Genomic DNA, 26,953 nt, shown 5'->3' on the forward strand with positions numbered 1-26,953 from the left:
CTGGCCCCGCGCGGCATGCCAAAGAGCGCGGCATGGACGCTCAGATGACGAATTTCGAAACGAGGCTGCGCGATAACGCGGCAAAGACCGAAGCCTTGCTTGGCCGCCTTCTATCCGGTGAAGCGCGCGCGGATGAGATCACACGTCCGCAAAACCTGCTCGACGCCATGCGCCATGGCGTGCTGAACGGCGGCAAACGCCTGCGGCCCTTCCTCGTCATCGAAAGCGCTGCTCTACTGGGTGGAGATGCCGATGCCGCCCTTTATGTCGGCGCAGCACTTGAGTGCCTGCATTGTTATTCGCTGGTACACGACGATCTGCCAGCCATGGACGACGACGATCTGCGCCGCGGCCAGCCGACAGTACATCGCAAATTCGACGAGGCGACCGCCATTCTCGCCGGCGACAGCCTGCTGACGCTCGCCTTCGATATCATCGCATCTGACGAAAATCCTCTCCCAGCGGATCGCAAGGCCGCACTCGTGCTGTCCCTTGCCCGCGCGGCGGGTATCGGCGGCATGGCGGGCGGGCAGGCGCTTGATCTCGCTGCGGAAAAGAAGGCTCCGGACGAAGCCGGTGTCGTTACATTGCAGGCTATGAAAACCGGTGCGCTGCTCCGTTTCGCCTGCGAGGCGGGCGCGATCATCGCCGGCAGCGATGGTTCCGAAAGGCAAAGACTGCGCCTCTTCGGTGAAAAGATCGGCCTTGCCTTCCAGCTTGCCGACGATCTCCTCGACCTGACGGCCGATGCCGCCACCATGGGCAAGGCAACCGGCAAGGATGCTGCACGCGGCAAGGGAACGCTGGTCGCGTTGCGCGGTGAAGACTGGGCACGCGGCAAGCTTCAGGAACAGGTGGCGGAAGCCAGCCAACTCCTGGCACCCTATGGCGAAAAGGCCGCGATTCTCATCGCGGCCGCAAGGTTCATCGCCGAACGGAAAAGCTGACAAGGTTCTCGTAGCGTCTTCCGTCATGCCGGACTAGATCCGGCATCCAGCCACGGCGCGTCTGCGTCGTGACGGGAGTCTTTCGCGATCAAGGACTTGATCGCGCTGGACCCCGGATCTAGTCCGGGGTGACGGTAAGAAAGCTACGTGCGCTTTATCCCTTGAGCGGCGAAATCAGCACTTCGACGCGGCGGTTCTGAGCACGGCCATCCGGTGTCGCGTTCGAAGCGATCGGTTGCGACGGACCAAAGCCGAGCGTCGAAATACGGCGCTGGTCGAGACCGCGCGCACCGAGATAATTGGCAACCGAGGCGGCACGACGTTCCGAGAGGCCCTGATTGTAGCCAGGGCTGCCGGTGGAATCGGTATGGCCGTTGATGTCGATCAGCGTGCGGTTGAACTTGTTCAGCACGATGGCGACGGAATCGAGGGTCTGATAGAACGGCGGGATGACCTGATCCTGATCCGTCGCGAAGGTGATGTTCGACGGCATGTTGAGAACGATGCTGTCACCGCGGCGGGTAACCGAAACGCCCGTACCCTGAAGCTGGGCGCGAAGCTCGGCCTCCTGACCATCCATGTAGTTGCCGATGGCACCACCGGCGAGCGCACCGATGCCAGCACCGATGAGGGCTGCGTTGCGGCGACCGACCGGCGAACCGCCCACAGCCAGACCACCGAGAGCACCGACAACAGCGCCGATGCCGGCACCGCCCGCCGTGTTCGACATTTTCTGCTCACCCGTATAGGGATCGGTGGTGGTGCACGAGGAAAGATAGGTCGCGCAAAGGGCAACGATCGCAATTTTCTTGATCATGTAGTTTGATGCTCCGAGGGGTTCAGGAGGTATGACAGTGGAATTCCGGCCTTTTCACGGTACGCATTACTCCGCCGCATCTTTCCGGCCAAACCGCTTTTCGATGTAATCGATCACAAGTGCTTCAAAATCGGCGGCGATATTGGGACCACGCAGGGTAAGCGCCTTTTCGCCGTCAATGAAGACCGGCGCGGTGGGGCTTTCGCCGGTTCCGGGCAGCGAAATGCCGATATCGGCATGTTTGCTTTCGCCGGGACCATTAACGATGCAGCCCATGACGGCAACATTGAGCGCCTCGACGCCGGGATATTTTTCACGCCAGAGCGGCATGTTCTTGCGAATGTCGTTCTGGATGTTCTGCGCAAGTTCCTGAAAGACGGTGGACGTGGTGCGCCCGCAGCCGGGACATGCCGCAACAACCGGAATGAACTGGCGAAAACCCATGACCTGCAGCAATTCCTGCGCCACCTGCACCTCGCGGGTGCGGTCGCCGTTCGGCTCCGGCGTCAGCGAAACGCGGATCGTGTCGCCGATGCCGTGCTGCAGCACGTAACCCATGGCGGCAGAAGAGGCGACGATGCCCTTGGAACCCATACCCGCCTCGGTAAGACCGAGATGCAGAGCGTGGTTGGACCGTTCCGACAACATGGAATAAACGGCGATCAGGTCCTGCACCTGGCTGACCTTGGCGGAGAGAATGATGCGGTTGCGCGGCAGGCCGATCTCTTCGGCAAGTTCGGCGGAGATCAGCGCCGACTGAACGATGGCCTCGCGGGTGACCTGACGGGCGGAGAGCGGAAAACCCTCCTCCTTGTTCCTGTCCATCAGCGCGGTCAGCAATTCCTGGTCAAGCGACCCCCAGTTGACACCGATGCGAACCGGCTTGTCATAGCGGATCGCCATTTCGATGATTTCGCCGAACTGTTTGTCCTTCTTGTCCTTGAAACCGACATTGCCCGGATTGATGCGATACTTCGCCAGCGCCTCGGCGCAGGCCGGGTGATCGGCCAGAAGCTTGTGGCCTATATAATGGAAATCGCCGATCAACGGCACATCCATACCAAGGCGCAGCAGCCGCTCGCGGATTTTCGGCACGGCTGCGGCGCTCTCATCCCGGTCGACGGTAATGCGCACCATTTCCGAACCGGCGCGGAAAAGTGCCGCCACCTGCTGCACGGTGGCATCTATATCCGCCGTGTCGGTATTGGTCATCGACTGTACGACAACGGGCGCACCACCCCCCACGATGACGCCGCCCACGTCGACAGCGACGGATGCGCGGCGGGGCTTTGGATCGTAATCGGCATGTGACGTCATGGCGGTCTCTGGAGCTTGCGGCAAGGTCTGGCAATTGAGGTGAAACAAGGGGGCCTGCTTGTCAACACCCAACGCATAAGAGCTTCTACTTTACCGCAATCATGGCAAAATTCGAGACGCCTATTCCTTGCCCGCACCATCCGCGTGCCGGGCGAGCCGCGAAAGCAGCAAAACCACCACATGCAGCAACGGCAGAGCGAGAAAGACGCTGGCAAGCCCGGTATGTTCGGCAATGAAGCCGATAGCCGAGGGCGCCACCAGAATGCCGGAATAACCCATGGTGGTGACGACCGACAGGCCGATGCCAGGCGCCAGTCCCGGCATATTGCCGGCCGCCGAAAAAGCGATCGGCACCATGTTGGAGATACCGATGCCGGCAATGGCGAAACCGATGATCACAAAAGTGGAATTTCCCGCAAGGCCGGCAATCAGAAGACCGGTGATCGACATGACCGAGCAGAAACGCAGGGTTCGGACGGCCCCGAACCTGTCGCGCACCAGATCGCCGGCAAAACGCATGATCGCCATGGTCATGGAAAATGCGGCGAAAGCGAAACCGGACTGCGAGACGGAAGCACCGAGTTCATTACGCAGATAAAGAGCGCCCCAATCGAGGATCGCACCTTCCGGGATCATCGAAAACAGCGCCATCAGGCCAATGATCCACGGCAGGGGTGTCAGCGGCAAGCCGCCCTTCGGGCGCTCTTCCTCGGCGTGCGGACGATCCGCAAGAACACGCGGCCACGCAATAACCAGCAGGATAAGGGCGATAATCGTCAGCGCGATCGCATGCCCCTGAACGCCGATGGCTGTGATGAGGTAACCGCCAAGACCGGCGCCGATCAGGCCGCCGAGGCTCCAGAAGGCGTGGCACGACGACATGATGGCGCGGCGCATGTCACGCTCGACAGCCACGGCATTGGCGTTCATGGCGACATCCATGGCCCCCGTCAGTCCGCCAAACAGGAAAACCGCAATCACCCCCGCCCAGATCGTGCCCGCCCAGGAGATGAAAAGCAGTGTCGGCAGAAAGATTGCCGCAGTCACGAGGCTGACCGTGCGCGATCCGAAACGGGCGATCTGGGAACCGGCGATCGGCATGAAAACCAGCGAACCAATACCAAAAACCAGAATGATCAGGCCAAGTGCACTCTCGCTGAGCGATAAACGCGCCGCAAATTCCGGAATCTTCGGAGCCCAAGACCCCATCATGAAACCGTTCATCAAAAACAGCAGGGACACGCCAAGCCTGTGACGCGTCAGATAGGATGAGCGCTTCACCGTCGGCGAAAATGTCGTGGGGCCATTCATCGGCAATATCCTTCAGACTTGACCATGGGAAAATCGAACGGCGTCATCATCGCCGCAATGAAGCTGTACGCCTCTTGCCGACAGCGCCTCGATCAGTGCCGGGTCGGCATCATGTTCGAGCACCAGGGAAAGAGGCGGTGAAAAATCATGCACGTGAAAGGCCGCGCGGTGGCCAAGCTTTTCCGTGGTAACGGCGGCGACAATCCGCTGGCTGGCGCTGCAGGCAAGCCGCTTGAACACCGCATCCTCGAAAACATCCGCCGACAGGCCGGTCTCCTCCGCAACGCCGCAAACGCCGAGAATGCACAGATCAGGCCGCATCAATTCCAGTTGCCTGAGCGCCATGGCGTCGATCGCAGCACCAACCGCCGGATCGACCTTGCCGCCGATCAGCACCAGATCGATATCGGCCCGCCCCGTGAGTTCAGCGGCAATGGCGGGCGTGTTCGTCACCACGGTCAGGTTGATACCGGCGGGGATAGCTCTTGCAATGGCCAGATTGGTGGAGCCGGCATCGATGAAGACAACCATGCCTGGCTCGAGAAGCGGAACGGCTGCGCGCGCCAGAGAGGCCTTGCGGTCGGCATCCTCGGCAATCCGCGTCTTCAGCGGCACCGTTTTGCTATCTGAAAGCAGTGCTCCGCCATAAACGCGCAGGCATTCGCCACGTGCCGCCATCTCGCGCAGATCCCGGCGGACCGTATCTTCGGAAACGCCGAAATTCTGGGCCAGATCCTGCGCAAGCACACGACCGCTTTGCCGCAGCTGCGCGAGAATGAGCGCCTGCCGCTCGCTGACAAAATGATCGCTCATGGAAACTCATGCATAAACAGGAATAAACGTGCACGAACAGGCATATTCGAGTTTCGACGAATACGCAACAGCAAAACGCCCGCCGAAAGGCGGGCGTCTAACTCGTAACTGACGATGGCAAACGCCCTTATTCGGCGTATGATATCAGCAGATCCTTGGCGTCGATCTGATCGCCTGGCTTGACGAGAACTTCGGCGATCTTGCCCTCGCGCTCGGCATGAAGCGCCGTTTCCATCTTCATGGCTTCGATGGAGAGCAGCACGTCGCCGGCCTTGACCTCCTGTCCCTGATTGATAAAGACGCGGCTGATCACGCCCGGCATAGGCGCACCGATATGCGTGCCGTTGCCGAGTTCCGCCTTGCGGCGCACGGCGGAACCGGAAGCGCCATGGGCACGGTCCGGCACCTTGATTCGGCGGGGCTGACCATTGATCTCGAAGAAGACTGTCACCATGCCCTTGTCGTCAGTGCCGGATGAAGCCTGATTGACGATAACCAGCGTTTTACCGCGTTCAATATCGGCAAACAGCTCCTCACCGTCCTCCATGCCGTAGAAGTAGGCATCGGTAGGCAGCACGGAAACGGGACCATAGGTCTCGGCGGTAAGCGCGAAGTCGGTGAACACCTTCGGATACATCAGATAGGACGCGAACTCGAAATCGTCGACCTTGCGCTCCAGCTTCGTCTCGATCGTCTTTCTTTCAGCATCGAGATCGGCATCCGCCAGCAGCGAACCAGGACGAACCGTGTAGGGAGCCTCGCCTTTCAGCGCCTTTTTCTGGAGGGCCTCCGGCCAGCCACCCGGTGACTGCCCAAGATCGCCCTTCAGCATCGACACCACGGAGTCAGGGAAAGACACCTCACGGTCGGGATTTTCAACATCGGCAACCGTCAGATCCTGGCTCACCATCATCAGCGCCATATCGCCGACGACCTTGGAAGACGGCGTTACCTTGACGATATCGCCGAACATCCGGTTGGCATCTGCATAGGCCTGCGCCACCTCGTGCCAGCGGCTCTCGAGACCGAGCGAGCGGGCCTGTTCCTTGAGATTGGTGAACTGCCCGCCCGGCATTTCATGCAGATAGACTTCCGAGGCTGGTCCCTTCAGATCGCTTTCAAAAGCCGCATATTGATTGCGCACGGCCTCCCAGTAGAAGGAAATGCGGCGGATCCATTCGGTATCGAGACCCGTATCCCGTTCCGACCCCGCCAGCGCCTCCACGATGGAGCCGAGGCATGGCTGCGACGTGTTGCCGGAGAAGGCATCCATCGCCGCATCCACGGCATCAACGCCCGCGTCCACGGCCGCAAGAACAGTCGCGGCGGAAATGCCTGACGTATCATGGGTGTGGAAATGGATCGGCAGACCGGTCGCCTCACGCAGCGCCTTGAACAGGACCTTCGCGGCCGCCGGTTTCAACAGGCCCGCCATATCCTTGACGGCGATGATATGCGCACCGGCCTTTTCCAGCTCAGCGGCGAGGCTGGTATAATATTTGAGATCGTATTTCGGGCGCGCCGAATTCAGCAGATCGCCGGTATAGCAGATGGTCGCCTCGCAGAGCTTGTTCTCCTCGGCGATCGCATCCATCGAGACGCGCATATTCTCCACCCAGTTCAGGCAGTCGAAGACGCGGAAAAGATCGACCCCGCCCCTTGCTGCCTGACGAACGAAATATTTCACGACGTTGTCGGGATAGTTCTTGTAACCGACGCCGTTTGCGCCGCGCAGCAGCATTTGCAGCAGCAGGTTCGGCGCGCCTTCGCGGATCAGGGCAAGGCGCTCCCATGGGTCTTCAGTCAGGAAGCGCATGGAGACATCGAAGGTCGCGCCGCCCCAGCATTCCAGCGACAGAAGCTCAGGCAGTGCCTTGGCATAAACGCTGGCGACGCGGGCGATATCATGCGTGCGAACGCGGGTGGCCAGAAGCGACTGGTGCCCGTCGCGCATGGTCGTGTCGGTGACCAGCACACGCTTTTCATTGCGCATCCAGTCCGCAAAGCCTTTCGGGCCGAGCTTGTCCAGCAGCTGCTTGGTGCCGTCGGGCGTCGGCGCATCGATATAGGGCACGACGGGCTTTGCCGCCTTTTCGGACGGCCTGGCGCGACCCTTGGTTTCCGGGTGGCCGTTGACCGTCACATCGGCAAGATAGGTCAGAAGCTTGGTGGCGCGGTCCTGACGCTTGACCTGTGCGAAGAGCTCCGGCGTCGAATCGATGAAACGCGTCGTATAGGTATTGTTGCGAAAGCTGTCGTGACCGATGATGGCTTCGAGGAAGGTCAGGTTGGTGGCGACGCCGCGGATACGGAATTCGCGCAGCGCGCGGTCCATGCGGTTGATCGCCTCATCCGGTCGCGGCGCCCAGGCCGTCACCTTGACGAGCAGCGGATCGTAATAGCGAGTAATGACAGCACCGGTATAGGACGTGCCGCCGTCCAGACGGATGCCGAAGCCCGAAGCGGAACGGTAAGCGGTGATACGGCCATAATCCGGAATGAAGTTGTGTTCCGGATCTTCCGTGGTGATGCGGCACTGCAGCGCATGCCCGTTGAGGCGGATATCTTCCTGCTTCGGCACGCCCGATTCCGGCGTGCCGATTGCGGCCCCTTCCAGAATATGGATTTGCGCCTTGACGATATCGATACCGGTCACGACTTCGGTGACGGTATGTTCCACCTGAATGCGTGGATTGACCTCGATGAAGTAGAATTTGCCGGTATCGGCATCCATCAGATATTCGACAGTGCCGGCGCCGATATAATTGGTCGCGGCTGCGATCTTCAGCGAATAGGCCGCCAGTTCCTGGCGCTGCGCTTCGCTGAGATAAGGTGCCGGCGCACGCTCGACTACTTTTTGATTGCGACGCTGGATCGAACAATCGCGCTCGAACAGATGTACGACATTGCCATGGGTATCGCCGAGAACCTGGCTCTCGACGTGGCGGGCGCGCTCGACCAGTTTTTCGAGATAGACCTCGTCCTTGCCGAAGGCGGCCTTCGCCTCGCGCTTGGCCTCGGTCACCTCACGCGCCAGGTCTTCCTTTTTGCGGATGGCGCGCATGCCGCGGCCGCCGCCGCCCCAGGAGGCCTTCAGCATGACGGGATAGCCGATTTCCTCGGCCATGCGCTCCACTTCGGATATATCGTCCGGTAGCGGATCGGTGGCGGGAACGACGGGCACATCAACAGAAATCGCCAGATTGCGGGCAGCCACCTTATTACCGAGCTGGCGCATCGTATCCGCGGTCGGTCCAATGAAGGTTATGCCGGCCTTGTTGCAGGCCTCCACGAATTCCGGGCTTTCCGACAGAAGGCCGTAACCGGGATGGATCGCGTCGGCTCCGGAAAGCTTGGCAACGCGGATAACCTCTTCGATCGAAAGATAACTTTCAATCGGCCCCATATCCTTGGCGAGATGTGGCCCTCTGCCGACCTGATAGGATTCGTCCGCCTTGAAGCGGTGCAAAGACAGCTTGTCCTCTTCCGCCCAAATCGCAACGGTTTTAATCCCAAGCTCGTTGGCTGCCCGGAAAACGCGGATCGCAATTTCGGATCGGTTGGCAACAAGTATTTTCGATATTTTCAAGACGGTCTCCCCACACGCCAAAACAAAATTTCTGCTGCACTGCGGAATTAAGCAGCAAAACCCGGTCTTGGAAAGGGCAATTCGGGAGAGAACCGTCCTGTCGCCGCTAGCTCAGCAAGCCATGGCGAAAAGCAAGCGCGACCGTATGCTGCCGGTTCTTGGCGCTGAACCGGCGCTGGATTCCGTTGATATACCAGTCGACCGTGTGGTTGGAGATCGATAGCTGGCGTCCGATTTCCGTCGAGGTCATGCCGTCCGCCATCAGCGTCAGCACTTCCATTTCCCGTTTTGTAAGCTCGAGAGCGGAAACGTCCGGGCCATTGTTGAGGCCATGGGCCTGACCCGAAAGGTCGAGCAGGCGCCAGAACACGGCACGCGTGGCCGCATCCAGCAGCTCCACCTGAAGCAAAGGCAATTGCCGGTCCTGGCCGCCAATGAACACCGCGCCGATAAATCCCGCGCGTCCGTGCACGGGAAAGGCATAACCGCCCTGCAGGCCATATCGACCGGCATCGTTAAAAAAGACGCTCGCCCTTTTTCGATGCATGGCGCGGGGCAGGCCCTCCAGGGCCTCTTTCCACTGGAACGGCTTGTGGACCATGCCGATCACTTTACGGACGGGATCGACGAGATTGTATTTCTTGGCCCTGTAGACCTCGATCCAGCCTTCCGGCAGATGTTGTGCGAGAATCTGGCCGGTGGAGGCAAGCTCCCCGGTCATCCGCCTGCTGACAAGGAAGTATTCGAAACCATATTCGCGAATAAGGGTCACGAATTCGGAACGAACGCGGTCGGCGCTTCCCGCCTGGTAACATGCAGAGATGAAGTGAAGAATATCATGCATAAAGACACATGGCCCGGAACTTGGCTTGAAAGGAATGACCGAAGGACATGGTCCCGCGATGACGTCATGTTACTCGGGCGCCGGTCGGATGAGATTGATCATGTCATCGTTAGCAATCCCTGAAACGAACATGCAAAATCTTGTGACGGCGTCCCCTGGAGATATCGGGTTCGTTTTTTTCGGTTCGCATGCGCGGTCAGTTTGTTAAGCCGCCATTCAGACAGAAAGAGCGATAATTACACAAATTTCGCCGTCTCATGCAACCTTGCTAAAGAAGCATTGCCTTGAGACCGAACAATCAACCGCTCGAAAAAGATGCCCGGACTGGATTGAAAATTTGACTTTGTTTCAGGTTTACACACGCGCTCTGCGCTATCTGACCGTACATAAATGGCGTGTGACGGTGGTTGTCATCGCCAACGTCATTCTTGCGGCGATCACCATTGCCGAACCCGTGCTGTTCGGCCGGATCATCGACGCCATTTCTTCCGGCACCAACGTCACGCCCATTCTCATTCTCTGGGCGGGTTTCGGCGTCTTCAATACCGTCGCTTACGTTGCTGTCGCCCGCGAGGCGGACCGGCTGGCGCATGGCCGCCGCGCGACGCTGCTGACGGAAGCCTTCGGGCGCATCATTTCGATGCCGCTCTCCTGGCACCATCAGCGCGGCACGTCCAACGCCCTGCATACGTTGCTGCGCGCCAGCGAGACGCTGTTCGGCCTCTGGTTGGAATTCATGCGCACCCATCTGGCAACCTTCGTGGCACTCGTGCTGCTTGTCCCGACAGCCATGTCCATGGACCTGCGCCTCAGCTTCGTTCTGATTGGCCTCGGCATCGTCTACTGGTTCATCGGCAAATGGGTGATGGGCCGCACCAAGGACGGCCAGGCTTCGGTCGAAGAGCACTATCACAGCGTTTTTGCCCATGTCAGCGATTCCATCAGCAACGTGTCGGTGCTGCATAGCTACAACCGCATCGAAGCCGAAACGAAGGCGCTGAAATCCTTCACCGAGAAGCTGCTGAGCGCCCAATATCCGGTGCTTGACTGGTGGGCTTTCGCCAGCGCGCTGAACCGTACGGCCTCCACCGTTTCAATGATGATCATCCTCGTCATCGGCACGGTATTGGTGAAGAACGGCGAGTTGCGCGTCGGCGACGTCATTGCCTTCATCGGTTTTGCCAATCTCCTGATCGGCCGTCTCGACCAGATGCGCCAGTTCGTGACGCAGATTTTCGAGGCCCGCGCCAAGCTCGAGGATTTCTTCGTGCTGGAGGATTCCGTCAAGGAACGGGAAGAGCCGGGCGATGCCCGCGAATTGTCCAATGTCTCCGGCACGGTGGAGTTCCGCAACATCAATTTCGGCTTCGCCAACACCAAGCAGGGCGTCCACGACATCTCGTTCACCGCCAAGGCCGGACAGACCATTGCAATCGTCGGGCCGACAGGTGCGGGCAAGACCACGCTCATCAACCTTCTGCAGCGTGTCTACGATCCGGATTCCGGCCAGATTCTGATCGATGGAACCGATATTTCCACGGTGACCAAGAATTCGCTCAGAAACTCCATCGCCACCGTGTTTCAGGATGCCGGCCTTTTGAACCGTTCCATCCGTGAGAACATCCGCCTCGGCCGCGAATCGGCCACGGACGCGGAAGTGATGGAAGCGGCAGCCGCCGCGGCAGCGACGGATTTCATCGATAGTCGCATCAATGGCTACCTGACGCAGGTGGGCGAACGCGGCAACCGCCTGTCCGGCGGCGAACGCCAGCGCATCGCCATCGCCCGCGCCATTCTGAAGAACGCCCCCATTCTGGTTCTCGATGAGGCAACCAGCGCACTGGACGTGGAAACCGAAGCACGCGTGAAGGCCGCGGTGGACGCGCTCAGAATGAATCGCACGACCTTCATCATCGCCCACCGTCTTTCCACGGTTCGCGATGCCGATCTGGTGCTGTTCCTCGATCAGGGCCGTATCATCGAAAAGGGCACATTTGATGAACTCAGCCAACGCGGCGGACGCTTCACCTCGCTGCTGCGCACCAGCGGCCTTTTGACGGAAGACGAAGGCCAGCCACGGCCGAAAGCCATCGCTTCCTGAGACTTTGGCGAACGGAATGCAGAGAGGGCGGACACCGTGTTGTTCGCCCTTTTTCTTTGTCCGCTTTGTGAGTGTTGCGCTGCGGAGGACATGGTCTCTTCATCCGAGCGAACAATATTTGCCCCAGACTGGTCCCACAGACATTCCGTCATGCGGCAATTGATGTCCCCTCCCACGATAATCACTTGGGGGAAGTCTCGGCTTATAATAGCGAAGGGAGAGCGGCGCGTGCCGTGATAGAAGCGCACGAGTGACACAAAGGTCATCGGACGCTACGCGCTCAAAGATTGCTGACAAAGCCTTGCCGGCTAGGTTCGCCATGCTCGGCCCTGTCCGGCCATCCGCGACGTACTGATGTTATCGTATTTGATTACATCCTCGGAAGAGGACGACGTTGCATTTTTCAAAAGGCTGGGGTCCCACGCGCCCATGCAAAACCAAACAAATATCAGAGGCGAGGCAGTTCATAAAAATTCAGGCCCCTACGTCACCGCAGGAGCCTGGCTTTAAAAGCGCGGAAAATCGGTCGTCTCAATCGAAGGGGATCACCCGATCATCTGCCGACAGCGGCTTGCCATCGACGGATACGGAGACGTCCGCTGTGCCGGCCTTGCGGCTGACGGCAATGTCCTTCGCCTTTCCGTCGAGCGTGATCTTCACCGAGAAACCGCTCCAGTCCTCCGGCAGCGATGGCGAGATGTGAAGCTTGCCGTCGGTGCGGGTGATGCCAAGAATACCTTCGACTGCCGCACGGTAGAGCCAGCCGGCGGAACCCGTGTACCAACTCCAGCCACCACGGCCCGCATAAGCGCCTTCACCGTAGACATCCGCAGTCACCACATAGGGTTCGACCCGATAGGTCTCCGACGCTGCCGCATCGAGCGCATGATTGACGGGGTTGAGCAGCTTGAAGCAGTTCCATGCTTCCTGCGCCCTACCCTGCTTGGCAAGGGCGAGAACCACCCAGGTTGCCGCATGGGTATATTGTCCGCCGTTTTCGCGCACACCCGGCGGATATCCCTTGATATAGCCCGGATCATGCGGCGCCTGCGAGAAGGGCGGCGTGAACAGCCGGATAATGCCGGTCTTTTCATCGACCAGATGCTCCATGACGGCATCCATTGCCTGCCGCGACCGAGCCTCTTCACCTTCGCCGGAGAGAACGCTCCAGCTCTGGCCAAGCGAATCGATCCGGCATTCCTCGCTTTCGGCGGAACCGAGCGGCGTGCCGTCATCGAAATAACCACGCCGGTAATAGCTGCCGTCCCAACCCGCCGTTTCGAGAACATTGCGCAGCTTTTCCCGATGCGCCGTCCATTTGCCGACACGGTCAGCATCGCCACGCTTCTCGGCGATGCCGATGAAATCACGCAGGGCCCCGGCCAGGAACCAGCCGAGCCAGACGCTGGTGCCCTTGCCGCCAACGCCGACACGGTTCATGCCGTCGTTCCAGTCACCGCCGAGGATCAGCGGCAGACCGTTTTCGCCGGTGCGATGGATGGCGAGATCGAGCGCCAGCGCCGCATGTTCGTAAAGTGTGGCGGACCTGTCGCTCGTCTCCGGCTGGAAGAAAGCATCATGCTGGCCAGGCATCAATGCCGGACCTTTCAGGAAGGGAATGCTCTCATCGAGGATGGCGGCATCACCCGTGGCCGAGACATATTGGTTGATCGCATAAGCAAGCCAAACCACGTCGTCCGAAATGGTGGTGCGAACACCGGCGCCCGTCAGCGGCAGCCACCAATGCTGCACATCGCCTTCAGGGAACTGGCGGCCAGCCGCGCGCAGGATCTGCTTGCGGGCGAGGTCCGGCTGGTAGAGCAGGAAGGCCAGCGTATCCTGAAGCTGGTCGCGGAAACCGAAGGCACCGCTCGACTGATAAAAGGCCGTGCGCGCCAGAATGCGGCAGGCAAGCGCCTGATAGGGCAGCCAGTTATTGACCATATGGTTGAAGCCGGCATCCGGCGTGGAAACCTGCAACTGCCCGGTAAAGCCCGTCCAGAACGCCTTGCTTTCGTCCAGCACCGTCTGGAAGTCCGCCTGGCGAACATCCTTCACCAGCGCTTCGGCCTCTTCCGCATTGTCGGCATCGCCGAGAATGAAGGTCATGTGCCGTTCTTCGCCGGGCTTCAGGTGGATTTCCTGCATCAGCGCAGCACAGGGATCGCCGTCGACCTCGGTGCTGCCACTAAGTGCGGCACCGGACACGATGCCCTGCGGCGCCTGCGCCGACCCGAAGCGACCGATGAATTCCCGGCGGCTGGTGGTGAAGCCGCTCGCCTCACTGTCGAGCGTGAGGAACGCGGTGCGGGCGCTATAGTCGATGCTGTAGGGGTTCGACGCGAAGATGGCGTTATTGCCGGCATCGTGCCTGCTCAGGATGAACGGCGCGGATTTCTGGCCGTTATTGCCGAGCACCCATTCCACATAGGCATAGACCTTCAGGCGGCGGCTTTTCGAGCCCTTGTTGCGAACGATGACCTGCGAGAGCTTGACAGGTTTTTCACGGTCCACGGTCTGCGTCAGCTCCACCTCCAGCGTGTCGGCCACGCCCGTCAGCACGGAGTAACCGAGACCATGGCGCGTTTCGAACATGGCTTCGGGATCGCGCGACAGCGCGGCACAGGGCGTATAAAGCTTTCCTGTCTCCACATCGGCGACATAGAAGGCCTCGCCCGGCCGGTTAATGACCGGATCGTTGCTCCAGGGCGTCAGCTGATAGTCGCGCGAATTGCGGCTCCAGCTGAAACCTGCGCCTTCAGCCGAAATATGGAAGCCGAAATTCTCGTTCGAGATGACGTTGATCCACGGATGCGGCGTGGACTGCCCGCCATTGAGGCGCACGACATATTCCTGACCGCTTCTGGCAAAACCGCCGAAACCGTTCCAGAAATCGAGATCACCCGCATCCTCCACCGGCTCCGCCACAGGGAAGACCGGCACAGGCAGACGGGCCTGCGCGGCGTCGCTTGTGCCGTCAGGACCGCGATGGGCCGCAAACAGCGATACCGCACGGTTGATCTGGTCAACGATCTTGCCGTTACGCACATGGAGAACGACGCGGGAAGCGGCGAGAAGCGCGCTCCAGGTCTCTTCATCCATCAGGTCGCGGCGCACGGAGAAGACGTGCGGACGTCCGCCATCGGCGGGATTGATGCGGCGCTGCGCCTCGGAAATATGATCCAGCGCATGCTGCATGTCCTGCGCATAGGACGCAGCCCGTTCGTTGACGATGACGAGATCGAAGATCACGCCGCGTGAACGTAGATATTCATGGGCGCTCAGCGCCTCACGGGCGATATCCATGTCCATATCGTCGTTGATACGCAGGCTGAAGATCGGGAAATCGCCCGAAATCGCCAGCGGCCACAAAGCGCGCTGCGAGGCAAGGCCGGTTTTCAGCGTTTCCGAATCCGCCCGCAAATGCATGTCGGGATAGGTCAGATAACGGCCGAGATGCTGGAAGGCGGCCGCCTGCTGCGAGGTGACGCCGACATGTCGCATCTGCACCTGCGTGCGCGTCCAGGCATGCACGAGTTCATGCGCGAAGGCGTCCGGATGACGATAACGGTCGATTGCCTTGTCGACTTCCTCGCGGCTTGGCGCGGCGATCGTCCAGAAGATCACGCTCACCTTCTTGCCCGCCGGCACGCGCACGGTGCGGCGCAGCGACAGGATAGGATCAAGCGTGAAGCCGTCGGTGCTGGAAAGCGTCGCACCGGCATCGAAAGCCGCCGCTTCACGCAGCGAACGTCCGCGACCGATGAACTTGGCGCGATCCGTCTCGAATTCCGTCGGCCGCGACGGGCCGGCATTGTCGGCGGCAAGATGCGCAATGACAGTGCCAGGCTCGTTCGGACTGCGGCGATTGCGCCAGGCGCGGATAACGTCGCCGCGCCGGCCAATCTCCGTCTGCACGAACATGCGCGAGAACAACGGATGGGCGTTGTCGTCATCCTCCGACGCAATCACCGGCTCCATATAGGAGGTCACTTCGATATAGCGATCCTCGGAACCGACATTGAGCAGGGTGACGCGGCGGCCCTCGGCATCATGCTCGGTGGCGACGATGCATTCGACCACGCTCTGCAGATCGCCGGTGGTCTTGTGGAACTCGGCCTTGTCGTCGGTGAAGATCGTCTTGGTCTTTTCACCTTCGATGACGCGCGGCTCCGCCGTCGCACTCCACCATTGTCCATTGGTGGTGTCGCGCAGGAAGATGAAGGTGCCCCAGCGATCCTCCGTCGGGTCGGCCTTCCAGCGGGAAATCGCCTGGCCGTTCCACTTCGAATAACCGGCACCCGTGGAGGTGAGCATGGTCGAGTAATGGCCATTCGACAGGAACACCACTTCGCGGTCGCGCACGGCCGGATCGGCAATGGAGCGCACTTCCGCACGCAGGAGGTCGGCCTGTTCCTTGCCGGGAGTTTCCGGCTCGTATTTGGCGCTCATGACCGGCACTTCGCGCGGCGCCTTCTCCTGCAGCAGCAGTTCGGCTGCCTCGATCACCGGATCGGAATGGAAGAGTTCGCGCAGCACGCCATCGAAGGCGACGTTGGCGACGGCCGCAATCGACATGCCATGGTGGTGAGCATAATAATTGTAAACCACTGCGCAGACCTTGCCGTCAGGCACACGTGTCGGCGTGAAATCCACCGCGTCGTGGAAACCGTACTGGCCGAGAGCGCCAAGCTTGCGCAGCTTGTCGAGGTTTTCGAGCGCACCATCAGGATCATACTGGCTGGCGAGGATCGATGCATAAGGCGCGATCACCGCATTCTGGCCAAGGCCGCGCTTGAGGCCGAGCGTCGGCACACCGAAATTGGTGTACTGATAGTTCATGTTGTGATCGCGGGCGTTGAATGCCGCTTCGGAAATGCCCCATGGCGTGCCTAGACGACGACCGTGGTTCATCTGTTCCTTGACGATCAGATTGTTGGTCTGGTTGAGAATGCCACCCTGACGCTCCTGCATGACGAGCGGCGGCATCAGATATTCGAACATCGAGCCGGACCAGGAGACCAGCGCACCCTGCGCGCCGATCGGCACGACCTGGCGGCCGAGACGGTACCAGTGCTCGGTCGGCAGATCGCCCTTGGCGATGGCGAAGAGGCTGGTCAGGCGGCATTCGGAAGCCAGAAGGTCGTAGCAGGCCTCATCCAGCTCCTTGCTTTCGACGCGATAGCCAATCGACAGAAGACGGCGATCCTTACGATAAAGGAAGGTGAAATCCATCGAGAAGGCGAGATTGCGGCTACGGTCGCGCAGCGATGCGAGACGCTGGCGCAGCGGCTCCATATTGGTGAGATCGATGGCGCTGTCGGAAATATGCGCCTCGCAGGATTCCACGAGCAATTGCGCCCAACGGGTCACTTCCGCGCTCTGCGCGGACTTCACCTCATGATCGACATTGGTGGCGAGCTTCTGGATGTCGCGCGCCAGCACCGCAAGATTGATAACGCGGATGGAAGCAAATTCATGCTCGCGCTTGACCGAGGCCAGAGCGTTCGAGAAGCCGATGATGCGCTCCTCAAGGCGACGATGCAGCGGACGCAGGTTCTTGCGGTCGTCGGGCAGCGCCTTCAGCGTTTCACGCAGAATGCCGGCGACATCGCCGATACCGTCAAGATTGCCCTGAAGATGCGCGGACGGCGCTTCTGCCCAATCACGGCAGGCGGACGAAACCGCGATCAGGTGGCCGGCGAGATTGCCGCTGTCCACCGCCGAAACATAGCGCGGCCCAAGCGTCTGCAAGGTGTCGGTATGATACCAGTTGTAGAGATGGCCACGATGCTTTTCCATCTTCTCGACGGTCTGGATCGTGTTCTCGATCCGCTCCAGCGTATCGGCAAAGCTGATCCAGCCGAACTGGCGGGCCGAAATAATGGAAAGCAGATAAACGCCGATATTGGTGGGCGAGGTACGCGAAGCGACGATCGGCTCCGGCGTTTCCTGGAAGTTATCCGGCGGCAGGTGGTTTTCCTGCGGCGTCACGAAGGCCTCGTAATAACGCCAGGTGCGGCGTGCGATCTTGCGAAGCTCGAAAGAAACGTGTTCCGAAACGAACAGCCGGTCTTCGGTTTCAGCCGACTGGCTGACATACCAGGCAACGGCGGGGGACAGAACCCAGAGCAGCGTGAAGGGAATGCCGATCAGGAAAGCGTTATCGCCCGGCAGCGCCGCAAACAGCAGGCCAAGCATCGCCACCACGGGCGCATGCCACATCTGGCGGTAATAATCGATGATGCTGCCCTGCGCGCTCGACTGCATGCTGGCGGCGGTACGCCATTCCAGCATCAGCTTGTGGCTGACGAGCAGGCGGTAAAGCGAACGGGCAATCGCATCCGTCATCATGCAGGCGGCATCGGCGATGAAGACGATACGCAGCGCCACCTGTGCATTGGTGGCGCGGATTTCCGACCAGATGGTATGGAAATGCGCCTGTGGCACGATATCAGTGGAGCGCGGCACGAGACCGGACAGCAGGGAAAGCGTGGGCGCGACGAACAGCGAGAAGATCAGCAGGATCTGCCAGATCAGCGCACCGAGCGGATCCATGAAATACCAGCCGAGGATCGAGGCGAAGAACCAGGCGATCGGCGTGAGCGAGCGACGCAGATTGTCGACCATCTTCCAGCGGCCGATGGCGGTAACGCCGCGGGCACGATCGAGGATAAAGGGCAGAAGCTGCCAGTCGCCACGCGCCCAGCGATGCTGGCGCGACACTTCCACTTCATAGCGGGTCGGAAAGTCCTCCACCAGCTCTACATCGGTCACCAGCGCACAGCGCGCAAAGGAGCCTTCGAGCAGATCGTGGCTGAGGATGGAGTTTTCCTCGATACGGCCCTTCAGCGCCGCCTCGAAGGCATCCACATCGTAAAGACCCTTGCCGGTGAAGGTGCCTTCCGAGGTCAGGTCCTGATAGACGTCGGAAACGGTAAAGACGTAAGGATCGATACCGCGGTTGATCGAGAAGACGCGCTGGAAGACGGAGGCGTCCTTGCCGGTCGTCAGCGAGGGCGTTACCCGCGGCTGCAGCAGGCCGTAGCCTTCGACAACCCGTCCGGATACCGGATCGATCACCGGACGGTTGATCGGGTGATGCATCTTGCCGACGAGCTTGGTCACCGCATCGCGCATCAGGCGCGTATCGGCATCCAGCGTCATGACGTATTTGACATCGGCCGGGACGATGTTCGCACCGCCGAGGAAGGTCGTATCCTTGTCGCCGCGCAGCAGCATGTTCAGCTCATGCAGCTTGCCGCGCTTGCGCTCCCAGCCCATCCAGCAGCCTTCGGCCGGATTGTAGATGCGGCGGCGATGCAGCAGGTAAAAGCGCGTCTTGCCATCAAAGGCATAACGGCTGTTCAGCGCCGCAAGCTCGCGCTTGGCATAGTCGAGAATTTCAAGGTCATCGTCGGACTGTTCATACTGCGCATCACGCCAGTCGCTCACCAGCGAGAAGTAAATCTCGCCATGCGGATTTGCGAGATAATGCACCTCGATATTGCGCATCATCTCATCGACGCTGTCGCGGCTGGTCAGCATGCAGGGCACGGCGACCAATGTGCGGGCATCCTGCGGAATGCCGTTCTTGAATTCGTATCCGACCAGCCGGAACGGTTTCACGAAGAAGGTGACGAGGGTGTTGAAGAGGCCGGTCGCGCCTTCGGATGCCGGCAATGCGAACATCAGCAGGAACGCGGTCACGACATACCAGGGCATGCCCGCCTGCGCCAGGAACCAGCCGACAGCGAGCATGGCGAGCGCGGTGATGAGAAGCACCGGCGCGGCGATTGCCAGCCAGTTGAACTTGCGCATCGAGCGCACGATGCGCTGCGACACCAGCGGCCGATAACCCAAAGCCTTTTCAAGCTCGAAGCGACGCTGGCCGACAAGCACGGAGCCGACATTGACGCGATGAGTTTCATCCGCACCAGCCGGCGTCTCCGAACGCGCCATTTCGACGGCGGCGCGCGCAACCTCCACTTCGGTCTTGGGAGAACGGCGCGCCAGAAGTTCAATCGTATTGCGGTAGGTGTTGCGCGAACCGAAATCGAGAACCTCGTAGTCGGTCTCTTCGCGCAGAACCTTGTCGATATGGCTGACTTCCTCGAACCACACCGACCACTCGGTATCGTCGATCTCGCGCAGGCTCTTGACGATGTTGCCCATCGTCACATTGCCGGATGCCAGGCGGTTATGTTCCGACATCATGACGTTTTCAGCGTCGGTGCCGGCAGCGTGAAGACGCTCTTCGAGCCAGGCAACGGCAAAACCGGAGGTCTGCGAACCGTTCCTCAGACGATAAAGGAACTGCGTCGCGAAAGTCGGGTCGTCCACCAGCGAATCGACCTGCTTGAGAAGCGCCGCCGACGCTTCCGCATCGTTCAGACGGATGATTTCATCGACGACCTCATTCGCCTTCTGGCGCATGCGGCGCGAACGCTCGACACGGATGGAGATGCGGCGAAGATTTTCGATGAGAACGAAACGGATGATCGACGGCAAAGCCCACAATTCGCCGATCTGCAACGTCTTCGAGGTCTGGTAGCCATCCACCAGCGCCGTCATGTTCTCGCGCGAAACCGTGCTGTGGGTATGGGCGACATAAAGCCAGCCGAGCGCCATGACCCGCGGGATCGTAACACCGCCCACCGTCATCGTCGGCAGCTGGCGGTAGAACTTGCGCGGAAAATCACGGCGGACTTCCTGGATCGCCTCTTCGATGACGTAGTGATTGTCGAGCAGCCATTCCGCCGCCGGCGTTATCGTCGCGCCATTTTCCGCGTCGACGGCCGTCGTGCGATAGACCCTGAGGATTTCCTTCTCGTTCTCGCGATGACGCTCGAAGAAATCGAACTCCATGAAGCCGGGAAGACTGTCGGCGCCATCGCGCGAAAGCGCGGCGCCCGCATCATGAAGTTCCTCAACCGTCATATACGACGCGCGGATCGAATCATTGTGATCGATCTGCTTCGTCTCGGAATCACGGGCGGCGGCGGTCGGGGTAATATGAAATGACATCGGGCTCGTATTCTGAACTTTATGGAGACTTGTTCGACTTGACCGGCATTTCGTCCGTGGCGGGAACACGCACGAAAATCGGGCCACGCTATATTTATGACTTATCCTGAACCTTCGGTGAACCGGACCGGACGCTGTCCGGAACGGATCGTCATGAGCAGCACATCCACAGGCGCATCATGCTGCGGTATAATTAATCCGGAATGTTCGCGAAGCTGGAGATCGGTACGGCCATCGTGTTTTCGATAGGCGGAAGAATATGCCGTCCTGCGGCCCGGCAACGCCGTTCCGACCGGATTTCGCACCCTCCCCGATGGCGAAAATTGTTCGCACAACGTCCGATAATCCCCCGTTGACAACCTGAAGGGCAACACGAACCGAGAGGCCCGCGCTACATCCGAAAGAAGCTAATGCCCCAGGACGTCAATAGTTCCATGCCACCTGTCGCGGCACGATGCAAGCGCTGAATTTCGGGGCATTTCCGGGCAGGCACGCCCCTTACGCATGGCTGCATATGCTGCTATGTCATTTACAAAAGACGCCGGAAAAAACGGCCGAACTCGGGACTTTAAAAATGACCAGACAGACCGCAAATCTCGCATCTTTTGCCAACCATATGCCGGATGTGGTGGCCATTCGCCGCCACCTGCACCGCAATCCCGAAATCGGCCTTTCGGAGTTCAAGACGTCGGATTTTATTGCCGAACAGTTGGCGGCAATGGGTTATGAAGTCACGCGGGGGCTCGCCGGAACCGGTGTCGTCGCCACGCTCAGCAATGGCGACAGCACCCGCACGCTCGGCATCCGCGCCGATATCGACGCCCTGCCGATCCACGAGGAGACGGGGGCGGATTATGCGAGCGCCAATCAGGGCGTGATGCATGCCTGCGGTCATGACGGCCACACCGCCATGCTGCTTGGTGCGGCAAAGATCATTGCCGAGCGCAAAAATTTCGACGGAACCCTGCATCTGATCTTCCAGCCGGCGGAAGAGAATTTCGGCGGCGCCCGCATCATGATCGAGGACGGGCTGTTTGACCGTTTTCCCTGCGATGCGGTTTTTGCCCTTCATAACGATCCCGGCGTGCCTTTCGGGCAATTCGTGCTGCGCGACGGGCCGATCCTTGCCGCCGTCGACGAGTGCAAGATCACGGTCAACGGATATGGCGGCCACGGCGCCGAACCGCAGGATGCGGCCGACCCCATCGTTGCCGGCGCAAGCATCATCATGGCACTGCAAACCGTGGTCTCCCGCAACATCCATCCGCAATTGTCTGCGGTCGTCACCGTTGGCGCGTTCCATGCCGGTGCTGCCAGCAATGTCATTCCCGAAACGGCGGAAATGCTGCTGACCATCCGCTCCTTCGATCCGGGCGTGCGCGACGAGCTGGAAAAGCGCATCCGGGCGATAGCCGAAGGCCAGGCGGCCAGCTACGGCATGAGCGTCACCATTGATTACGAGCGCGGTTATAATGCAACCGTCAACCACAAGGCGGAAACGGATTATGTCGCCGATCTCGCCCGGCGTTTTGCCGGACCTGAAAAGGTAGCGGAGATGCAGCGCCCATCGATGGGTGCGGAAGACTTCGCCTATATGCTGGAGAAACGGCCCGGCTGTTATTTCTTCCTCGGCACCGCGCGCACGGAGAATGACCCACCGCTGCACCATCCGAAATTCGATTTCAACGACGATATCCTGCCGATCGGAACCGCTTTCTGGGTTGATCTCGCGGAAGATTACCTGAAGGCGTGAGCGGTCATGAAAAAGGCCGGTCGGAGGAGCGACCGGCCTTTTATTCTCAAATTACCTGATGAGAAAATCGGGAGGATCAGGGAACGAGACCGAAGATGACGGCAGCGACAAAAGCCACGCAGACGCCGACAAGAGCCGCATGAACCGAATCTTTCCAGTTGCGCGGCGACTGGGGCTGCGAGACAAAGTCTTTTACTTTTCCTGCCTTGGAATAAGACATTGTACACTCCCTTCCTGCTCGGCCCTTCAAAGCGGGCATTGCTTATTTCACTCGTAGAATAGCTTTATTCCCCACTGTTTCAGTAGAGATAAAATTCCATAAGATTGGCGCATCGGGAAAAATACCGATTGCGACTTGCCCACCGGCAAGCATCAATCTACCCATGGCTCGGGATTAACGCGGTGGAGGGCATTTCCGTTCAAAACCAGTGGCGGGCACGGAAAAGACCATGACTGACATCGACGCCATCATCATCGGAGCCGGGGTGATCGGGCTCGCGACAGCGCGTGAACTGGCGATGCGTGGCCTCTCAGTCATCATCCTCGAAAGCGGGAAGGAATTCGGCTCTGCCACCTCCTCCCGTAACAGCGAAGTCATCCACGCCGGGCTCTATTATCCGGCCGGAAGCCTCAAGGCCCGACTTTGCGTGGAGGGCAAGGAACGGCTCTATGCCTTCTGCCAAAGCCATGACGTGGCACATCGCCGCTGCGGCAAGCTCATCGTCGCCACGAGCGATGAAGAGGTCGCCATGCTCGCCACCCTGCGCGAAAAAGGCAAAGCTAACGGCTGCAACGACCTTGAGCTGATCGATGCGCGGCAGGCGAGCCTGCTCGAACCCGCGCTCGCCTGCGTCGCAGCCCTGATATCGCCCTCGACGGGCATCATCGACAGCCACGCCTATATGCTGGCGCTGCTTGGAGACGCGCAGGATCATGGCGCAGCCCTCGCCCTGAATGCACCCTTCGAAAAGGCAGAGGCGATGGGCAATGGTTTCCGCGTTCATGCTGGCGGAGCGGAGCCCACCAGCCTGACATGCCGGCTGCTCGTCAATTCCGCCGGGCTTGTAGCACCCATGGTGGCGAGAAAGATCGAAGGATTGCCGGAGGATGATATCCCGCAGGCGCGTTTCGCCAAGGGCAGCTATTTTTCGCTGGCCGGCAAGTCGCCCTTTTCACGGCTGATCTACCCCGCGCCGCACACCCATGGCCTCGGCGTGCATCTCACCCTCGATCTCGCCGGCCAGGCCCGTTTCGGGCCGGATGTGGAGTGGGTGGACACCATCGACTATGCCGTCGATCCCCGCCGCATGGAGGGGTTTGGCGATGCGATCCGTCGTTATTGGCCGGGCCTTCCCGATAACGCGCTGATCCCGGCCTATTCCGGAATCCGGCCGAAGATTTCCGGCCCGGACGAACCGGCCATGGACTTCCGCATCGATGGGCCGGAAACGCATGGCCTTGCCGGCCTTGTCAATCTTTTCGGCATAGAAAGCCCCGGCCTAACCGCCTCGCTGGCGATTGCCGATGAGGTCGCTGCACGGCTAGACGCCCAACCTTAACCTCAGCCGAAACGGGACAAGGCGCCGGCCATGATCTCCAGATCGACATTGCCGCCGGAAGCGACTGCGATCACCGTTTCGCTTTCCAGTTCATCGCCGTGGAAGAGGGCCGCCGCCAGCGCCACCGCACCACCGGGTTCGACAACGATCTTCAGCCGGTTGAAGGCGAGAACCATAGCCCGCAGCGCTTCCTCCTCGGTCACGGCAATGCCTTTTCCGCACAGCCCGGCCATGATGGGGAAGGTGATGTTGCCGGGCTGCGGCGTGACGATAGCGTCGCAGATCGAGCCCGAGGTCGTGGCGTTACGCTCGATCTTACCCGCAGCAAGGGAGCGCGCCACATCGTCGAACCGCTCCGGTTCCGACGTCCTGACCTTGTAGTCCGGTGCTTTCGCTGCGAGTGCCAGGGAGATGCCGGAGGTGAGGCCGCCACCACCGCAGGGCACCAGAACCTCGGCCGCACCGATGCCCAGCTCCGCGCCCTGTTCGGCAATCTCCAGCCCCACCGTTCCCTGCCCGGCAATGACCAGCGGTTCGTCATAGGGCCTGATCAGCGTCAGCCCACGCTCGCGAGAAATGCGATCTCCGATGGCATCGCGATCTTCGTTAGCACGGTCATAGAGCACCACCTCCGCGCCATAGGCCCGGGTATTGTCGATTTTGATCTTCGGCGCATCCGACGGCATGATGATGACGGCGGGAACATTGTGCAGCCGGGCGGCAAGCGCCACGCCCTGCGCGTGGTTGCCGGAGGAAAAGGCGATCACGCCCTTGGCGCGCACCTCCGCCGGAAGGCCGGAGACGGCCGACCAGCCGCCACGAAACTTGAAGGAACCCGTTCTCTGCAGGCATTCGGCCTTTACGAACAGCTTCCGCCCGGCAATCTCATCCAGAAAAGGCGATGAGAGAAGCGGTGTGCGAACCGCATGGTTGCCGATGCGCCCACGCGCGGCTTCTATCATCGAAATATCTGTCATGTCCTGCCCCTGTGATGCGGATTTGCGGGTACATTAAGAGGTCGCAATCAATTGCGAAACCGCCCGGAAAAGAAAAATCCCCGGACGTGACCGGGGATTTTGTCCTATGTGATCAATGATTGTGCCGGGGCATCTTCTCGGCAATCCGGCGGAAATCCGCGGCCCCTTCCAGAACCGCGCCATCCGAAAGCTGGGTCACCGACTGGCGGTAGATGCGCTGCCATGGTGTCGCATCCGCGGGAACGGCTGGAATCCCATCCGCCTTGCGGGCGGCAAGCTCCTCATCCGGCACCAGCGCATTGCATTGACCTTCATTGAAATCGATGCGGATGACATCGCCGGTTCGGAGCCATGCCAGTCCGCCGCCTGCGGCACTTTCCGGCGAGGCGTTGAGGATGGACGGGCTGTCCGCCGTTCCCGATTGCCGGCCGTCGCCGATCGTCGGCAGGCTGGTGATGCCCTTTTTCAACAGCGCATCCGGTGGCTGCATGTTGACGACCTCTGCCGAACCCGGCCAGCCGAGCGGCCCCGCACCGCGAATAACGAGAATGGTGCGCTCATCAATATCGAGGGACGGATCGTTGATACGGGCGTGATAGTCTTCCGAACCATCGAACACCACGCATTTGCCCTCGAAAATCCCCTCGCGGCCCGGTTCGCTCAGATAACGCTGGCGGAATTCCGCCGAGATCACGCTCGTCTTCATGATGGCGAAATCGAACAGATTGCCCTTGAGAACGAGGAAACCGGCCCGTTCCTTCAGTGGCTTATCGTAAGGCAGGATCACGTCGCGGTCGGTCGATTCCCGCCCTTCCAGATTTTCCGCCATGGTCTTGCCGGTTACGGTCGGACAGTTTCCCTCGAGCTTGCCCGCCTTGAGAAGCTCCCACATGATGGCGGGCGTGCCGCCGGCGCGGTGGTATTTCTCACCCAGCCATTTGCCGGCCGGCTGAACATTGGCGATAAGCGGAATGTCGTAACCGTGGACCTGCCAGTCTTCCTCGCGAAGCTCCACGCCCGCATGTTTGGCCATGGCTGCCAGATGCGGCTGGGCATTGGTGGAACCGCCGATTGCCGAGTTGACGCGGATCGCGTTCAAAAACGCCTCTCGCGTCATGATGTCGGAAGGCTTGATATTTTCGACAACCAGCTCGACGGCGCGGCGGCCGGTGCGATAGGCCATCTGGCCACGTTCGCGGTAAGCGGCAGGGATCGCGCCGCAGCCGGTAAGCGACATGCCGAGCGCTTCCGCCATGGCGTTCATGGTGGAGGCCGTGCCCATGGTGTTGCAATGGCCAACGGAAGGCGCAGATTCCAGCGCCGCCTGCAAGAATTCCTCACGGGTGATTTCGCCAGCGCCGTATTTGCGGCGCATGCGCCAGATGACAGTACCGGAACCGACCAGATCGCCATCATGGTAGCCGTCGAGCATTGGCCCGCCGGACAAGACGATGGCCGGAATATCGACAGTGCTTGCCGCCATCAATGCCGAAGGCGTGGTCTTGTCGCAGCCCGTGGTCAAAACGACACCGTCGAGCGGATAACCGTAAAGCACTTCCACAAGGCTGAGATAAGCGAGATTGCGGTCAAGCGCCGCCGTCGGGCGCTTGCAGTTTTCGAACATCGGATGGGTCGGAAACTCGATGGGAATGCCGCCCGCATCGCGGATACCGTCCCGCACCCGCTTGACCAGTTCCACATGGACGCGGTTGCAGGGCGTCAGGTCGCTGCCGCTCTGGGCGATGCCGATGACCGGCTTGCCGGAACGCAACTCTTCCGGCGTCACGCCGTAATTCATGAAGCGCTCCAGATAGAGCGCCGTCATGTCGAGATGGTCGGGATTGTCGAACCAGTCCTGCGACCGCAGGCGGCGCATCGGTGTCTTCTCGTCGCTCATG

General features: G+C 60.2%; 14 protein-coding genes. 4 read left to right on the forward strand and 10 right to left on the reverse strand.

The window, feature by feature from the left end:
* The first annotated feature begins 32 nt into the window (after positions 1 to 32).
* Positions 33 to 947, forward strand: a complete 915-nt coding sequence (locus tag AGR13A_RS13555; RefSeq protein ID WP_080836201.1) for a polyprenyl synthetase family protein — start codon at positions 33 to 35, stop codon at positions 945 to 947.
* Positions 948 to 1,101: 154 nt separating this feature from the next.
* Here the strand turns inward: AGR13A_RS13555 and AGR13A_RS13560 are convergent, their stop codons facing one another.
* The 6 genes from AGR13A_RS13560 to AGR13A_RS13585 form a co-directional block, all read right to left on the reverse strand.
* Positions 1,102 to 1,764 (reverse strand): OmpA family protein, encoded by a 663-nt coding sequence (locus tag AGR13A_RS13560; protein WP_080836202.1) that lies wholly within the window; start codon positions 1,762 to 1,764, stop codon positions 1,102 to 1,104.
* 66 nt (positions 1,765 to 1,830) lie between these two features.
* Positions 1,831 to 3,081, reverse strand: coding sequence for a flavodoxin-dependent (E)-4-hydroxy-3-methylbut-2-enyl-diphosphate synthase (ispG, locus tag AGR13A_RS13565; protein WP_080836203.1), 1,251 nt, complete (start codon positions 3,079 to 3,081; stop codon positions 1,831 to 1,833).
* Between the two features lie 120 nt (positions 3,082 to 3,201).
* Entirely contained in the window at positions 3,202 to 4,392 is a 1,191-nt protein-coding gene (locus AGR13A_RS13570; RefSeq protein ID WP_035221767.1) for an MFS transporter, read from the reverse strand.
* Between the two features lie 12 nt (positions 4,393 to 4,404).
* The gene (locus AGR13A_RS13575) at positions 4,405 to 5,205 is read right to left on the reverse strand and encodes a DeoR/GlpR family DNA-binding transcription regulator (protein ID WP_080836205.1); all 801 of its coding nucleotides are present in this window, start codon (positions 5,203 to 5,205) and stop codon (positions 4,405 to 4,407) included.
* Between the two features lie 127 nt (positions 5,206 to 5,332).
* On the reverse strand, positions 5,333 to 8,794 hold the full coding sequence (gene pyc / locus AGR13A_RS13580; RefSeq protein WP_080836207.1) for a pyruvate carboxylase: 3,462 nt from the start codon (positions 8,792 to 8,794) through the stop codon (positions 5,333 to 5,335).
* Positions 8,795 to 8,900: 106 nt separating this feature from the next.
* Positions 8,901 to 9,638 carry a helix-turn-helix transcriptional regulator gene (locus tag AGR13A_RS13585; protein ID WP_035221773.1) on the reverse strand — a complete coding sequence of 246 codons (738 nt, stop codon included), beginning with the start codon at positions 9,636 to 9,638 and terminating at the stop codon, positions 8,901 to 8,903.
* Between the two features lie 337 nt (positions 9,639 to 9,975).
* Here AGR13A_RS13585 and AGR13A_RS13590 point away from each other — a divergent pair, with 337 nt between their 5' ends.
* Entirely contained in the window at positions 9,976 to 11,739 is a 1,764-nt protein-coding gene (locus AGR13A_RS13590) for a glucan ABC transporter ATP-binding protein/ permease (RefSeq protein WP_080836209.1), read from the forward strand.
* Positions 11,740 to 12,270: 531 nt separating this feature from the next.
* Here the strand turns inward: AGR13A_RS13590 and AGR13A_RS13595 are convergent.
* Positions 12,271 to 20,766 carry a GH36-type glycosyl hydrolase domain-containing protein gene (locus AGR13A_RS13595; RefSeq protein ID WP_080836210.1) on the reverse strand — a complete coding sequence of 2,832 codons (8,496 nt, stop codon included), beginning with the start codon at positions 20,764 to 20,766 and terminating at the stop codon, positions 12,271 to 12,273.
* Positions 20,767 to 21,340: 574 nt separating this feature from the next.
* On the opposite strand from AGR13A_RS13595, the gene AGR13A_RS13605 reads away from it, so the two are divergent.
* The gene (locus AGR13A_RS13605) at positions 21,341 to 22,519 is read left to right on the forward strand and encodes a M20 aminoacylase family protein (protein WP_167377497.1); all 1,179 of its coding nucleotides are present in this window, start codon (positions 21,341 to 21,343) and stop codon (positions 22,517 to 22,519) included.
* Positions 22,520 to 22,595: 76 nt separating this feature from the next.
* Here the strand turns inward: AGR13A_RS13605 and AGR13A_RS13610 are convergent, their stop codons facing one another.
* On the reverse strand, positions 22,596 to 22,739 hold the full coding sequence (locus AGR13A_RS13610) for a hypothetical protein (protein ID WP_003505150.1): 144 nt from the start codon (positions 22,737 to 22,739) through the stop codon (positions 22,596 to 22,598).
* 229 nt (positions 22,740 to 22,968) lie between these two features.
* On the opposite strand from AGR13A_RS13610, the gene AGR13A_RS13615 reads away from it, so the two are divergent.
* Positions 22,969 to 24,078 carry an NAD(P)/FAD-dependent oxidoreductase gene (locus tag AGR13A_RS13615; RefSeq protein WP_080836215.1) on the forward strand — a complete coding sequence of 370 codons (1,110 nt, stop codon included), beginning with the start codon at positions 22,969 to 22,971 and terminating at the stop codon, positions 24,076 to 24,078.
* Positions 24,079 to 24,080: 2 nt separating this feature from the next.
* Here AGR13A_RS13615 and AGR13A_RS13620 read toward each other — a convergent pair whose 3' ends face one another.
* Together AGR13A_RS13620 and AGR13A_RS13625 are read right to left on the reverse strand one after the other, a co-directional pair.
* On the reverse strand, positions 24,081 to 25,055 hold the full coding sequence (locus AGR13A_RS13620; protein ID WP_080836217.1) for a threonine ammonia-lyase: 975 nt from the start codon (positions 25,053 to 25,055) through the stop codon (positions 24,081 to 24,083).
* A gap of 112 nt (positions 25,056 to 25,167) precedes the next feature.
* Positions 25,168 to 26,952 (reverse strand): IlvD/Edd family dehydratase, encoded by a 1,785-nt coding sequence (locus tag AGR13A_RS13625; protein ID WP_080836220.1) that lies wholly within the window; start codon positions 26,950 to 26,952, stop codon positions 25,168 to 25,170.
* Position 26,953 lies beyond the last annotated feature (1 nt).

Origin of the sequence: Agrobacterium genomosp. 13 str. CFBP 6927, assembly GCA_900012615.1 — a bacterium.
Lineage (GTDB): Bacteria > Pseudomonadota > Alphaproteobacteria > Rhizobiales > Rhizobiaceae > Agrobacterium.

Bases quoted from the DNA above. Each gene is read 5' to 3' on its own strand.
- AGR13A_RS13555 (WP_080836201.1), top strand. From the start codon at position 33: ATGGACGCTCAGATGACGAATTTCGAAACGAGGCTGCGCGATAACGCG.
- AGR13A_RS13560 (WP_080836202.1), bottom strand. From the start codon at position 1,764: ATGATCAAGAAAATTGCGATCGTTGCCCTTTGCGCGACCTATCTTTCC.
- ispG (WP_080836203.1), bottom strand. From the start codon at position 3,081: ATGACGTCACATGCCGATTACGATCCAAAGCCCCGCCGCGCATCCGTC.
- AGR13A_RS13570 (WP_035221767.1), bottom strand. From the start codon at position 4,392: ATGAATGGCCCCACGACATTTTCGCCGACGGTGAAGCGCTCATCCTAT.
- AGR13A_RS13575 (WP_080836205.1), bottom strand. From the start codon at position 5,205: ATGAGCGATCATTTTGTCAGCGAGCGGCAGGCGCTCATTCTCGCGCAG.
- AGR13A_RS13585 (WP_035221773.1), bottom strand. From the start codon at position 9,638: ATGCATGATATTCTTCACTTCATCTCTGCATGTTACCAGGCGGGAAGC.
- AGR13A_RS13595 (WP_080836210.1), bottom strand. From the start codon at position 20,766: ATGTCATTTCATATTACCCCGACCGCCGCCGCCCGTGATTCCGAGACG.
- AGR13A_RS13605 (WP_167377497.1), top strand. From the start codon at position 21,341: ATGACCAGACAGACCGCAAATCTCGCATCTTTTGCCAACCATATGCCG.
- AGR13A_RS13610 (WP_003505150.1), bottom strand. From the start codon at position 22,739: ATGTCTTATTCCAAGGCAGGAAAAGTAAAAGACTTTGTCTCGCAGCCC.
- AGR13A_RS13615 (WP_080836215.1), top strand. From the start codon at position 22,969: ATGACTGACATCGACGCCATCATCATCGGAGCCGGGGTGATCGGGCTC.
- AGR13A_RS13620 (WP_080836217.1), bottom strand. From the start codon at position 25,055: ATGACAGATATTTCGATGATAGAAGCCGCGCGTGGGCGCATCGGCAAC.
- AGR13A_RS13625 (WP_080836220.1), bottom strand. From the start codon at position 26,952: ATGAGCGACGAGAAGACACCGATGCGCCGCCTGCGGTCGCAGGACTGG.